Source organism: Stenotrophomonas sepilia (genome assembly GCF_003244875.1).
In the GTDB taxonomy this organism is placed as follows: domain Bacteria; phylum Pseudomonadota; class Gammaproteobacteria; order Xanthomonadales; family Xanthomonadaceae; genus Stenotrophomonas; species Stenotrophomonas sepilia.
The window spans coordinates 88,914-102,760 of record NZ_LXXZ01000063.1 but is presented as its reverse complement, the minus strand read 5'-3'; the positions used below and the strand labels follow the sequence as shown (position 1 = coordinate 102,760).

Genomic DNA, 13,847 nt, shown 5'->3' with positions numbered 1-13,847 from the left:
CTTCCAACCGGTTTCGACGAAACTACACCTTCGCCCTCCCCGAGCATGCTCAGCTCACAATCGAGAGCGCGAACGTCACCCTGACCTGGCGGCACGCTTCCCGAGACGCGCACGATCATATCGCCACCCAATGTTGCACAGCCGGCCAGAATCAGACCGGCAACGACAGCGGCGGCACACCTCACCATTGGCATCCCCGAATCCTCAGTACGCACTGCGACGTCTCACGCCGATAGCCATTCAGGGACGCATCAATCTCATCAATAGATACCCGCCATGATACGAATATAGTCGTCGAGCGAATCCACCCGCCGATCGACTGCAATACCACGTTCTTTTGCGAGCGATTGAAGCTCGAATATCAACACCCCATACCCCGAGTCCCAACCATGAGCTTCACCAGGCGACAGTTCCTTCGAAAATCGATCTCCAGGACGGAGCTTCCCGGAGGGCAAACGAAGCTCGTCTGCAACATGCTCCAGCAGCTCCACTACGGTTTCCTGTTCCAGGCCACTCTCCGCATAGTATCGGTCATAGAAGCCAGTTGGCGACAGCGCCTCTCTTTCTCTCAGGCTTTCCTTCATTTCCATTCGCCTCTATCCACCGCCTGCGCTGCAGCCACAATAGAGCATGGAGCCGATATCGCATAGGTCCTCCCGCACAGTCGTCACCGCGGCCCAGCAATCTTCCTGCCGAACGCCAGGGTGCTTAAAGCTTGCCGGACCATCCGATCTTCTTACACGGCCCTCCCATTCGTGAACACGGACCAGTGGCAAGGTCGATTTGACACATACCCGAACCCACACGACGCTCGGCCGGAAAGTGCCGAATCAGGCACCGGGAAAGGAGACCGCCACGTGCCACTCACGCATCTCGCTTACTGGGTGAGACCGCCCAGCCAACTATAATTTTATTCCGCTGTAAACAAGGCCCAGCTCTTCATCGCGCATGACCCAGCGGCCAACATTTCCCTCCGGACACAGATAGAACTTGCCGCCATAGCTTGACGCTCGCGACCACGCGTTGCGGGCAAACTGAGGAAATCTCCGCATGACTCGCGCGTCGGACATCTCCGGCCTGCTCACCAGCCTACATTCTTCGGGCAAAGCAAGAGCCCCGCTGGTCAGGCGGAAAACCAACCACGACTCATTTGTGTCCATGTCGTGCGACTCGCGTATGTTGACTGCGTCCTCAGGCAACCATGAAGGCAACCATTTCGATTCACCGATTGCTTGCCTTGAGACGGCTTGATTGCGGTCTGCATACTCTGTGCTGGCAACTTCCATGCAACCAGAAAGTGCGATTGACAGCGTCACGATTGGGAGCAGCTTGGGAGCGTACATCTGAGGCATCCGAGACATCAGCAAGGGAAGTTTCCACCGGGTCGATAGCTCCCGCACATCTGCGAGCACCTCCGCGTACGGCTCATTTGTCCAGATGATCGTCCGAGGCGGTTTGCCAGCTGATCCGCAGCGGAGTCAGCGGTGGAGTCAGCGGTGGAGTCACCCTTGATGTTTTGATCGAACCACTATAGTTGTAAAGCAACCCGCTCGCATCCGTGGCCTGCTGGCCCGGGAAGCGCAACGCCAGTTCGAACGCCACACCACAGCCATCCGGATCGGCACTCGGAATCTGGTTGCCGAATACCTCGCTCTTGTTGCTCCACTCCCAGATCGCCACATCGCGCACCGGATCGATCACCACGTGCGGTGTGCCCAGATGATCTGGCTGGACGTAGGCCAGTTCCGGAACGCCGGTACTCGGCACATTGATCAGCCCCACCGGGTAGTTGTCCAGCCAGATGGCCTGCTGTTGCGCCTGGCCCGTGGCCGAGTAGTTGCCCAGCCACTGCCCTGCTTCGTCATACAGCGTGATCTGGGCAGTTCCACCGGCAGGGGTACGCAGCACGCGCTCGCCGCGATGGTTGTAGGCGTGGCTTTCCTGCACGGCATTACCCTGCTTCACCGCGTTCATGCGGTTGGTATCGCTGCAGGTAAACGATCTGCTGCCAGAGCGTGGTATTCCCTGCTGCATTAGGGCTGCGTGCAGCGCGACGATTCGCTACCGCCGGCTGCCCCAGGAGCTGCAGCCCACTAATCGATCCGTCTGAACAGACCACGCCTCCAAAAGATGCTGCGCGCCCGATTCACCACCATTCTTCAGCACAGAAAGAATCGCATCTAATCTACTTTTAATAGCATTGGACATTGGCAACTTCAAAAGCGTCTTCAGCGTCGCGTCCGCCGCCACGAAATCGCCCAGCCGGATGGCGGATATGTATTTTACCCATTCCGAATAGTCGCTTGTGAAATCAAGACTGTCGACATAGAGCAACAAGTCTGCCGCCGTTCTCACTGTCTCAAGCTTTTTGGCATGCGCCTCATGCATTCCACAGAAAAAACCTTTATCCACTTCCGCGCTTGCAATCCTCTGACCTAGAGACATGTGCAGACAGGGCAAATCATCATATGTCGGAATTACGAAGGTCCATATATAGGTAGAGGATGGCGCAGGATCCAACGTGAAGCCTGAGATAACATCGCGCGTATGTAACGCAATCAAAAAATTGCCAACGACTCGCAGACCGCTCCTCTTGGCCTCGCGCTTCATTCTCCAAAGCGCAATGGACTTCATGCTAGGGCGCCGACTTTTCAGAAGAACCAGAGGCGGCGCCTGGCTGGCGATCGTACAAAGCAATAAATGCCTCCCAGCCGAATTCCTTCTCAATGGCTTGCCGCACCAATCCCGAAGTCGCGAACCAAGAGATATTGGCATGCATGTCAAGACCTTCAGGGCCGAACTCGTCTAAGAGGTAGAGCATCTCTCTTCTAGACATCTTCGCCCTCTCGTCCCGAAGAATTGCGCGACGATGTTTTTTCATAAGCAGTCTCTTGGCCGTTGTAACACCGAGCCGCGCAAGCTCATCCAGCAGTTCTTCGGGCTCGAAATCACCATAGTCGTGCCGGCGATGGAACAGACTCCCCACTATTTTTCTTAGAGCCCTTGCGGTCAAGGGCGCCAAGTCAATCTTCGCTCGCGAATGCAATGACTTCACTATCAACTCCACGTCCTGTCATCTACAGGCATGCTGCGAACCATCACGGAATCCAGGCCACATTGTGCCTGGAACCATGAAGATCGACGGATCACTGCCTATCACTGCAAATTCAACGACGGCCCCTCAGTTGGACACATCGCTACGTCGGGTTCGGCGAAGTCAACATTGCCACAGACCTCAGGCAACAGAGTACAGCGCGTCTTGCAGGAGGCAAGGTCGCCATTCTCACAGGCTACCTGAAGGGCAACCCGGAGGACCAGACCCGGCCCGATTGCCTTTGGGGGAAGCAGGTAGTGCGGTCTCTTTTTGTACTTCGGCTTACCTGAATGGCCATCCAGCTGCCAACCCCATCCTGGCCGCTTGGGATCATCCTTCCAATGCTTATCTGGGTTGCCTGTGCCATCTGGCGAGCGAGTCAAATTGCGCTCACCTTTGCGTCGCGACATTTCCCCTAGAGGATCAACATAGGACAGAGGATTGCTTTCAGCGTAAGAGAATGTGGAGATGCCGCCATCCAGCCCGATGGGATCACTCTGCGAGTACCGGCCCACCGCCGGGCCTTACTCGCGCTGGTAGTTGTAGAACAACCCACTTGCACTCGTCGCCTGCTGACCCGAGAAGCGCAGTGCCAGCTCGAACGCCACACCATCCCCGTCCGGGTCTGCACTCGGAATCTGGTTGCCGAACACCTCGCTCTTGTTGCTCCACTCCCAGATCGAGACATTCCGTACCGGATCGATCACCACGCGCGGCGTACCCAGGTGATCCGGCTGCAGGTAGGCCAGTTCCGGCACGCCGGTACTCGGCACGTTGATCAGCGCCACCGGGTAGTTGTCCAGCCAGATGGCCTGCTGCTGCGCCTGGCCCGTAGCCGAGTAGTTGCCCAGCCACTGCCCTGCTGCGTCGTACAGGGTGATCTGCGCTGCGCCACTACCCGGGGTACGCAGTACGCGTTCACCGCGATGGTTGTAACCGTAGCTTTCCAGCACGGCATTGCCCTGCTTCACCGCGTTCATGCGGTTGGCATCGCTGTAGGTGAACGTCTTGCTGCCGATGCTGGTGGTATTGCCCACTGTGTCATGGTTGCGCGCTTCGCCATCCACGGCGGCCAGTCGGTGGCTGGCTGCGGAATAGGTGTGGCTGGCAGTGCCTGCTGAAGTGGCAGCGAGGTGCGATTACCGGTGGCGCCGGGGCATAGGTTAATTCGGCATGATGGAAATCCAGGGCTCAGTGGCAATTATTCAGGGCATCCCTAGGGACGCTCGCCTTAAATAAGCCGATGCCCCGCAAAATGAGATCGCTCCCACAAGCCAGCTTCCAAGTAACAGCGATGGCCAAAGGTCTGCTACCAATGCCGTTGCTCCGAATCTCTCAAGGCTCTTTAGAAGCAAGCGCCCCCCATCAATTGCCAGATTGGAAGAAGTTACAGCCACGACCCCGAGTACAAGACCAGCGATCAACCCCACCACTAAACTTCGCGGGATGCGGCGCATACTTTCGCCTCGAGAGAGCGCAAAGAATGTAACCGAAGGGAGTAATGAGAGAAGCAGTACGTAGGGAACTCGCATCGCCCCTATCTTCATGAAAGCGGATATCCATACCCATCCCGCAAAATTCACAGAAGCAGATAGAGTGAAGCAAATCAACGATGAGAAAATTCTATCCTTCACTTGACTGGACATTCCGCTGCCTTTGCACTCTTTTGAAGAACACCTGGGAAGAGGGTTTGCTTGATTCCACACATTCCGCCCAACGCCCCGGACACATGGCTCGCACACCAGAATCCACGCGCATCCCCCCACTCCTCCGCGTTCGCAATGAGAGTCAACTCTTGCTCGGGAGTCAAAGGAATTACTGTAAAAACAACTCGACTACCAGTTCCTACCTGATACTTCTTGTAGCTGGCCAAGCTGGCGTCGCGCCCCTCAAATAGCCCGCCTGTTCCTCGACGGCCACCAGGTGCGTAAGTGCCGGAAGGGTCGTACAGGAAATCAGGCTTTCCAGGCCTCGAAACATGAATCGCCGAGTGGTTTGCAATACCGAAATTATATGTCGTTATCAGCGTAGTCGTCAGCCCGAGCGGATCAATAAATCGGGTGGGATTCGAGATCACGTAGCCATACGTACTGACGCCAGCATTCAACCCAATCGGATCACTCTGCGAATAGCGCCCCACAGCCGGGTCGTACTCGCGCTGGTAGTTGTAGAACAGTCCACTCGCATCCGTCGCCTGCTGGCCCGGGAAGCGCAGCGCCAGCTCGACTGCCACACCATCCCCGTCCGGGTCGGCACTCGGAATCTGGTTGCCAAACACTTCGCTCTTTCTGCTCCGCGCCCAAGCCGGGACATCGGGCGACCGAGCGATTGCCACGCGCGGTCCACCCGGATGACATCAAGTGAGCGCGACTTCGCCTTAGCTGACCTATTGCGCAGGCGCGCTGGCCCGATGCGTGAGCATCAGAGCGCCGACATCAAGGGAGGTCCGTACTGACGGAAACAGAGCCGTCTTCCCTCAGCCAGACGTTCACGTAGGTATCTGGGGGAGGTATCCGATTGATTGACGCCCCTGCGGGAAGGATCTCCCAGCTGGTGATCGAGCCGCAAACTGTTTTATGGATCAACCTGCGACTGTCCAACCCCCGTCTGGCCAGTTCCGTAACAACCACTTCGGGAGGCTGGCGATCAAAGCCTTTGTAGGCAGTGCAACTCTTTCCCGTCTGACCCATGGGGTACGTTGAACTCTCAACCTCATCCCGGCACCCCAGCTGGCCCAGAACGAGCGAGAGGATGGCTAGTATCCGAATGCATCGCATTGCCTGTTGCTCCTTTCCTTTACTGCCCTGCTGTAGGCCTTGTCTACTGCGGCGCCTCCGAGTCCTCCATCGCGCAGCCGAGTTGCACAGATCATCTGCTCTTGATATGCACGACACTCAAGCTCATTGGCCAGCTGCCGATGCTCGATCCCACCATATTCCCAGTCCTTTGGGAATGGGCTTGCACCTTTAGGCCTACCCACGCAGGCATTAGGAACCCTCTTTTCCAATAACGCCTTATGGTTTCGCTCATGCATAACGGTGCATATCTTGTCGCAGCCTGAATTGCAGACACTGACCAGAAATCCTCCATTGCCATCACAAGTCACCATTCCCAGCTGTCCGCCGCACGTACTTGTATCGAACACGGGCTCAAGCCCAAGTGGGTCAGCCGCGAGAAGCGGAGAGGCATTCGAATACCCGTACGCGGAAATGCCGCCGGACAAGCCTATGGGATCCGCTTGCGTATAGCGTCCGGTCGCAGCGTCGTATTCGCGCTGGTAGTTGTAGAACAGCCCACTCGCATCCGTCGCCTGCTGGCCCGGGAAGCGCAGTGCCAGTTCGAACGCCACACCATCGCCATCTGGATCGGCACTTGGGATCTGGTTGCCGAATACCTCGCTCTTGTTGCTCCACTCCCAGATCGCGACATCGCGCGCCGGGTCGATCACCACGCGCGGGGTGCCCAGGTGATCTGGTTGGACGTAGGCCAGTTCTGGCACGCCGGTACTCGGCACGTTGATCAGCGCCACCGGATAATTGTCCAGCCAGATGGCCTGCTGCTGCGCCTGGCCCGTGGCCGAGTAGTTGCCCAGCCATTGCCCCGTCTCGTCATACAGGGTGATCTGAGCAGCGCCACCAGCCGGAGTACGCAGCACGCGCTCGCCACGATGGTTGTACGCGTAGCTCTCCAGTGTGGCGTTACCCTGCTTCACCGCGTTCATGCGGTTGGCATCGTTGTAGGTGAAGGTCTTGCTGCCGATTCGGGTGGTGTTGCCCACAGCGTCATGGTTGCGCGCTTCGCCATCCACTGCGGTCAGCCGGTGGCTGGTTGCGGGATAGGTGTAGCTGGCGGTGCCTGCCGAGGTGGTCAGCGCGGTGCGATTGCCGGTGGCGTCATAGGCATAGGTTTCGATCGGGGTGCCGGTCGTGCCGTCCTGGGTCTGGGTCAGGCGACCCAGCGCGTCATAGGCATACTTGGCCAGCACCGTTGAGCCTGTGCCGTTCTTCAGCTCGGTGATCGAACCGACGGGATCGTAGCCATAGCCCAGCGACAGGCCGCCCGCGGCCGGGTCATGCACCGCCTGCGGGCGGTAATCCAGATCCAGCGGACGCTGCAGCTGGCGGCCGTTGCCGTAGGTCCAGCCGGTCGCCGGGCCGAAGGCCGCATAGGTCACGTTGTTCACCACGATCTGGCGCGCCTGGCCGGGGCGGGTCAGACCGATCTGGCTGATGCGCCCTTGGGTATCGCGCACGTAGTCGGCCACGCTTCCGTCGGGGTAGGTCAACGCGGTCAGGCGGCCCGACTTGCTATAGGCGTAGCGCAGCGTGCTGGCAACGCCGTTGACGGTCTGTACCTTGCGGGTGACCTGGCCGAAACGGTCATAGCAGTACTGGGTACTGCCATTGGCGTGCAGCACCTGCCCCAGGCGCCCCTTGGCGAAGCGCTCGTCGGCGGCACAGGCGGCCGGCGCCACGTCATAGCTGTAGCCCACGTCGAGATTGGGGTCCGGATAGGCGATGCCGATCAGGCGGTTGAGTGCGTCGTACTGATAGGTGGCGGTGACGCCACGCGCATCGGTAGCCGTCTTGCGATTGCCGGCCGCGTCCACGGTGAAGCTGCTGGCGCCACTGTCCGGGCTGACTTGCCCGGTCAGATCACCGAAACCGTTATAGGCATAAGTGGTGTGCAGGCCTTTCGGGTCGGTGACCTGGGTGACCTGGTCCAGCGCGTTGTACTGGCTGCGGATCTCCGCCGCGACGCCGCCCACATCCTGCAGGGTCTGCGCCAGGCGGTTCAACGGGTCGTACTGCTGGCTGGTCACGCGCTGCAGAGCGTCGGTCACGGTCTGCCGGTTACCGTTGGCATCGTAGGCAAAGCCGGTGGCGTGATTGCCTGCGTCCTTCAGTGCGGTCAGCTGGCCGAGTGTGTTGAACGTCCGCGCCAGGGTACGGCGCAGGGTACCGCCTGCATCGAGCGTGTCTTCCTTGAGGCGATTGCCGGCATTGTCCAGCGTGTAGTGAATCGTGTTGCCCGCGTTGTCCTCGATATCGGTCAAGCGCAGCGCCGCATCGTAGACATAGGAAACGCTGCTGCCGTCGGGCTCGGTGATCTGTTGCACCTGGCCGGTCGGCCAGTAGCTGATCTGGGTGACCCGATTCTCGGCAGTGGTCGCGCCACGCGCGGTGACCGAGGTTGGCCAACCGCGAGCATGGTAGGTGTAGTCGGTGACCACGCCGTTGGCATCCTTGACCGACAACGGCCGCCCGAACGCGTCGTAGGCCAGAGTCTCGACCGTCTGGCCCAGCGCATTGGTCACGCTGCGCAGGTCGCCCTTGCGATAGGTGCAGGCACCTCCGATCGCGCACCCTGCATCATCCGCCGAGTAATAGGCATAGGTAACGACATCGGCCACATCCGTGCGCGGGCCATCCACACTCTTCAGCAGCCCCTCCACCGGGCAGCTGCCTGCCGCTGCCACATCAGCGGCTTCGCAGTACGTGTAGCTGGTGATGCGCGTCTGACCGGAAGCGGTGTCGGTCACCGTGTTGGCCGTCGGCTGGCGTCGGGAATTGAAGGCCGTGCGGGTTTCGCGGCTACCGATCCGGGTGGTCAGTACCGCATTGGTTTCGACGTCGCGCGCGGTGGTCACAACACGCTGCTCGGGCAAGCCGACCGCTTCGGTCACGGTATGGATGCTGACGGCACGACCGCTTACCGGATCGGTGCCCTGCGCATAGGTGTGCTTGGTCTGGATGCCGCGGCGATCGGTGTAGGTATCCAGGCGCCGGCGGAAGTCGACACTTTGGTCGTAGTAGGTTCGGCTGACGGTTCCCTGCGAATCCGTCAGGCCGGTCACCTTGCGCGACGGCGCGGTGTCGCCGCCGGGTGTCAGGGTGTAGTCGGTCTGCCGCCCCAGCGCGTCGGTCACCACCGCACCACCATTGGGGCTGTAGGCCAGTGTCACGCCATCGGCACCGCCGGCATGCTGACTGGAGATCACACGACCGATGGAATCGTAGGTAAAGGTGCTGTAGCGGCGACCGTCCTCGGCGGTGATGCCGGTCAGGTGCTGGGGGAAGTCCTGGTTCTCGTAGTGATATGTCCGCACACCACCACCCGCATAGGTCACCGTGGCGACCTGGTTCTGCGGCGTGTAGGTATAGGTGGCGAGCGCAATGCCTTCGACCAGCACCGAACTGATCAGCGCCTCATAGTCGTTGGACTGGTAAACGAACTCCAGTGTGCGGCCACTGCTGTGCGTGACCGCCGCAAGGCGGTCGCTGTCGTCGTAGATGTAGGTCAGCGACGTGCCATCCGGGAAGCGCTTGGCGGCAAGACGCCCGTCCGCGCCGAAGGTAGAGATGGAATCCGCCGAGTACAGTGTCCAGTTGCCGTTCTGGACCAGACGGTCACCACTGTCGTCGTCCGCCTCATAGGCTTGGCCGATCTTCTTGAATGCACGCTGGAAACCGGTGCTTTCAATGATGCCCACGCTGTCAACGCCGTCCAGTGCCAGGTGGGCGCCCAGCGAATGGGTCCAGCCATAGCCGAAGCCACCGGATGAGGTGGAGATGCCGGAGTGATAGAAGCGCGTCAGCGCGATCCAGCCCAGATCGAAGTCCGGCGCGATCTCGTACTTCTCGCCCGTTTTGACATCACATGGGTTGCCGACATTGCCGTCGCAGGTACCGCCGTTGGAGGCCGGGTCCTTGTCGGGAATCGGACTCATGTTCGCCGCTGTATCGTTGCGGGACATGGGGCAGCTACCGTTGCCGCCGTCCTTGTCGCACTTCTGCGACTTCGAGGTGATGGCTGCAACGAATTCTTCGCTGACGCAGGCGTTGTGTGTGTTGGACCACTGCGTGAAGGGGATCGGGCAGTTCAAGCGTCGCATGCGAGCAAGCCCTGTCGTTCCTGCGTCGAAGGGCACGCACGGAGACTCCGCCGAATTGCTGCCCAGCATGCCGGTGACCCGGTACTCCCTGACCTCCGAAATTCCGTCCATCCCTGGAGCAGTTGGGCCCCATTCTCCTTCCGGCACAGCAGTTTCCCCAGGACACTGGGGATTGATGTCCTGCAAGTCTGCAATGAGCGCTTCCAGCACTTCCTCTTCGGACAGGAAGCCACCATCACCCGCGCCGTAGTAAGTCCAGTCAGGATCGGAGGGCTGAGTCTTTCCCATCCAGTAGGTAATCGCCGTGTTTCCGTTCAAGTCCACGACTTTCGACTTGATCTTGTCGACGTACTGCCAGCCGAACTGGAACTCCGGCGGGAAGGGGCTGGGCGCCGGCAGATTCTTGATGCCGGCCACCGCCGCCTGCTGGGTCTTGTACTGGGTCGCATCGCCACCGGGCTGCGAAATACGCCAGGTGATCTTGCTTTCCTGCGCCTGTACAACAGCCGGCGCAATGCAGCCAGCGGCAACAATCGCCAGCGCGGCACGCGAGAGGGTCTTCAGTCGTTCCAACATCCCTGTTCTCCTTCCTGGACGAACACAGCGCCGGCGGGAACGAGAACGCGGAGCTGAGCCCACGCGTCGTGCATCGGATCGTCCCTGGTCCGGAATGCGGCAGTGCCACATGCCGCCTTTATCGGCGAGGACGCTTGCACATTCAAGTGTGGAGTCGCGTAACCGGTCACAGATTCAAGCATCCGTGGCCATTCAGCGGCCTACGCCGGGCTCCCATGACTTCCTCTACAGGGAGTCCGTGTTCATAGCTCACAAAACTACCAGCACAATCTCCCACACACGCCCTGCTCTTCCCGGGCTTCACACGCGGCTCGCACCGCTACCTGGCAACCGGCCTCACCCTCCAGCGCGAGGAACCCGCTGCGGTGGTGGCCGCGATTCAATCGGTCTCCGACACCTCGAAGTAGCCGTTCCAGGCAACGGCTTCGCCCGTTGTTCCCCGCTACCGCCCACGCAAGCGCACCGCGAAGTACCGCGCCGGGGAAAGGCCAAGCGCCTTCTTGAACATCGTGATGAAGGCCGTCACCGACTCATAGCCCAGCGTCTCGGAAACGCGTTGTACCGGTGCGCCCGTGGCAAGTTCCCGAATGGCGATGAGCAGGTGCAGCTGCTGCCGCCAGCGCCCGAAGGACAAGCCCATTTCCCGTTCGATGAGCCGGGTCAATGTGCGCTCGCCCAGGGCCAGGCGCACCGCCCACTGGCTGATGGTGCTGCGATCTGCCGGATCCGCCGACAGCGCCGCCGCCAGCGCACGCACCTTCGGGTGATGGCTGACCGGCAACGACAGATGCTCGGCCGGCATCTGTACCAGCTCGTCCAGCAACACCCGCGCCAACCGGTCGGTGTGGCTGCCATGCGGGTAGTCCAGCGGCGCGTCGGCCAGGTGCAGGATCATCTCGCGCAGCATCGGCGAGATCGCCAGCGTCACGCACTGCGCCGGCAGGTCGACGACGCCGGGCTCGACGAACAGGTAGCACAGGCGCGCGTTGGCGGTGGCGCGATTGCTGTGCGGCATGCCGCCCGGGATCCAGACGCCACACTGGGGCGGCACGATCCACAACGCATTGGCCACTTCGCAGGTCACCGCGCCATGCAGCGCAAGAATGAGCTGGCCCTTGCGGTGTTCATGCACGGGAATCTCTGCGTCGTGCTCGGCCACCTGCAGGCGGCTGGCAACCGCCGGGCGGTCGGTCTCGTCCGGGTCCAGGTCAAAGCCGGGGAGCGAAATGCGAGCCATTCTCACATTGACCGATTTTAGCGATTGATTGTCATTGTAGCGAAATTAGTCGTTGCGGCCGATCACTAGCATGAGCCGCATGCACCTCCCCACACCTTTCCTTCCCCACCTGCTCCAGGCATTCGCCCGATTGAAAAGCCCTGCCCTCCGGACCGACCAGGAGGCCGTGCTGTTCTCGCTCAAATGCCTGCTCGCCGCGTCGCTGGGGCTGTATGTCTCCCTGCGGATCGGCCTGAATCGCCCGTTCTGGGTGATCGGCACGGTCTATCTGGTGTCGCAGCCCCTTTCCGGGGCAACACTGAGCCGCGGGCTGTTTCGCCTGCTCGGTACCGTGGGCGGGGCCGTCGCCACCGTCGCGCTGGTGCCACGCTTCGCCAATGCACCCCTGGTGCTGAGCGCCGCGCTCGCCACCTGGATGTCGCTTTGCCTGTATCTGGCAATGCTCGACCGCACGCCACGTGCCTATGCGTTCCTGCTGGCCGGCTATACCACCAGCCTGATCGGGTTTCCTGCGGTGATGGTGCCGGCAGACGTGTTCACCATTGCCATCACGCGGGTGCAGGAAATCGCCATCGGCATCCTGGCCGCAACGCTGGTCCATGGGCTGGTGCTGCCGCGCCGGGTTTCGTCGCGCGTGCACGCACGGGTTGCTGCCGTGCTGGATGACGCGGAACGATGGACACGGGACATGCGCGCCGGCGCATCGGTCACGGTGCTGGCGACGGACCGCTCGAAAGTGGCCGCCGACCTGCTCGAGTTGCATGTACTGTCGATCCACCTGCCCTACGACAGCGCCCACGGCGTGGCGCAGGTGCAGATCCTGCGCGCCCTGCACGACCGGATGCTGGACGTGCTGATGCTGTCCAGCGCGGTGGAAGTTTCCATCGACCGGCTGCGCTCACCCCAGGCCCGCGCGATGGATTCGCCTGGCTGGCGCGAGCTGATGCAGACCTGCCTTGCCGTGCAACAGGCCGAGCTCGACCTGGCCCGCGCCGACTGCCGCGTGCTGCAGGCACAACTGCACATTGCCCGCCCCGACTGGCGTCGGCATGTACCTGCCCGCCTTGCGCGACATGTGCAGGGTGCGGTACTTCACCGGGATCATCGGCTTGCCCTGCGCAGCGCGCTGGGCGCGTTCGTCGGCATCCTGCTGAGCTGCGTTCTGTGGATCGCTACCGGCTGGTCGGACGGCGCCACGGCGGTGTCCATCATCGGCACGGCGTGCGTGCTGTTCGGCACGATCGAAGCGCCTGCGCCGCATGTCATGCGCTATCTGGTGGGGTCGTTGATCGGCGTTGCCGTCGGCCTGCTCTACGGTTTGCTGATCTTCCCCGCGCTGTCCGATTTCGTCGGCCTGATTGCCGCGCTGGCGCCTGCGCTGCTGCTGTGCGGATCGTTCCTGGCCCGGCCTCCCTTCATCATGGCTGCGCTGGGCGTGGTGCTGACGTTTCCGCTCATCGCGGGACTGGGCGCGACCAATACGGTCAACATCGTCGGCGCACTCAACAACAGCGTTGCATTGTTCATCGGTACGACGGTGGCACTGTGCAGCATGCAGCTGTTCCAGAGCGCCGATGCGGGCCGCAACCGCGCTCGGCTGGAGCGTTCGATCCGCCGGGACATCGCACGACACGCCGCCGGACAAGGTGATGTGACACGCGCCTGGCTCAGCCGCATGCTGGATCGAATCGGGCTGCTCGCTCCCAGGCTGCAGGGCCGTTCCAGCGCAGGACACGACCTGCGGGCATTGTTTGCGGATGTTCGTGCGGCACGTGCATCCAGCCAACTTCGCGCACTGGAAAGGTGCCTGGACAATCCGCAGGTCCGGGCGCTTCATGCACTGCTGATCGAACGCATCGCCGAGCATTTCAGGGTTCGTGCCCACCCGCCGCGCCGTATCGACACCCATCTTCTGGAAGTGCTGGACCGAATGCGCGAAGCAGTGGTTACCAGCAGTGGGGCTGATCGGGAGCATCTGTCGCACCTGCTCTGCGGGTTGCGCCGCGACCTTCTCGTACCTTTGTTCACCCACCGGCGCTGACCTC

General features: G+C 61.1%; 7 protein-coding genes and 4 pseudogenes. 2 read left to right on the top strand and 9 right to left on the bottom strand.

The window, feature by feature from the left end; translation table 11 throughout:
* Positions 1–260: 260 nt before the first annotated feature.
* From A7X97_RS13230 to A7X97_RS13200, 8 genes and pseudogenes are all read right to left on the bottom strand, one after another.
* Complete coding sequence (locus tag A7X97_RS13230; RefSeq protein WP_111008031.1) at positions 261–590, bottom strand: hypothetical protein; 330 nt, start codon at positions 588–590, stop codon at positions 261–263.
* A gap of 312 nt (positions 591–902) precedes the next feature.
* Entirely contained in the window at positions 903–1,343 is a 441-nt protein-coding gene (locus A7X97_RS21710; protein ID WP_143592479.1) for a YbbD-related protein, read from the bottom strand.
* A gap of 187 nt (positions 1,344–1,530) precedes the next feature.
* A pseudogene (locus A7X97_RS13225) lies at positions 1,531–2,047 on the bottom strand (RHS repeat-associated core domain-containing protein); the annotation flags it as partial.
* A 14-nt stretch (positions 2,048–2,061) separates the two neighbouring features.
* Positions 2,062–2,634 (bottom strand): hypothetical protein, encoded by a 573-nt coding sequence (locus A7X97_RS21705; RefSeq protein WP_143592480.1) that lies wholly within the window; start codon positions 2,632–2,634, stop codon positions 2,062–2,064.
* Position 2,635: 1 nt separating this feature from the next.
* Positions 2,636–3,055, bottom strand: a complete 420-nt coding sequence (locus A7X97_RS13220; protein WP_245885013.1) for a hypothetical protein — start codon at positions 3,053–3,055, stop codon at positions 2,636–2,638.
* Between the two features lie 452 nt (positions 3,056–3,507).
* Positions 3,508–4,244: pseudogene (locus A7X97_RS13215) on the bottom strand (RHS repeat-associated core domain-containing protein); the annotation flags it as partial.
* A 480-nt stretch (positions 4,245–4,724) separates the two neighbouring features.
* Positions 4,725–5,447 (bottom strand): annotated as a pseudogene (locus A7X97_RS13210) (RHS repeat-associated core domain-containing protein); the annotation flags it as partial.
* Positions 5,448–5,849: 402 nt separating this feature from the next.
* Positions 5,850–10,565, bottom strand: a complete 4,716-nt coding sequence (locus tag A7X97_RS13200; protein ID WP_111008029.1) for an RHS repeat-associated core domain-containing protein — start codon at positions 10,563–10,565, stop codon at positions 5,850–5,852.
* Positions 10,566–10,843: 278 nt separating this feature from the next.
* Between A7X97_RS13200 and A7X97_RS22130 the strand changes: the two are divergent.
* Positions 10,844–10,972 (top strand): annotated as a pseudogene (locus A7X97_RS22130) (alpha/beta fold hydrolase); the annotation flags it as partial.
* 35 nt (positions 10,973–11,007) lie between these two features.
* Here the strand turns inward: A7X97_RS22130 and A7X97_RS13190 are convergent.
* On the bottom strand, positions 11,008–11,802 hold the full coding sequence (locus A7X97_RS13190) for an AraC family transcriptional regulator (RefSeq protein WP_111008028.1): 795 nt from the start codon (positions 11,800–11,802) through the stop codon (positions 11,008–11,010).
* A 70-nt stretch (positions 11,803–11,872) separates the two neighbouring features.
* Here A7X97_RS13190 and A7X97_RS13185 point away from each other — a divergent pair, with 70 nt between their 5' ends.
* The gene (locus tag A7X97_RS13185; protein ID WP_245885012.1) at positions 11,873–13,843 is read left to right on the top strand and encodes an FUSC family protein; all 1,971 of its coding nucleotides are present in this window, start codon (positions 11,873–11,875) and stop codon (positions 13,841–13,843) included.
* Positions 13,844–13,847: the final 4 nt, after the last annotated feature.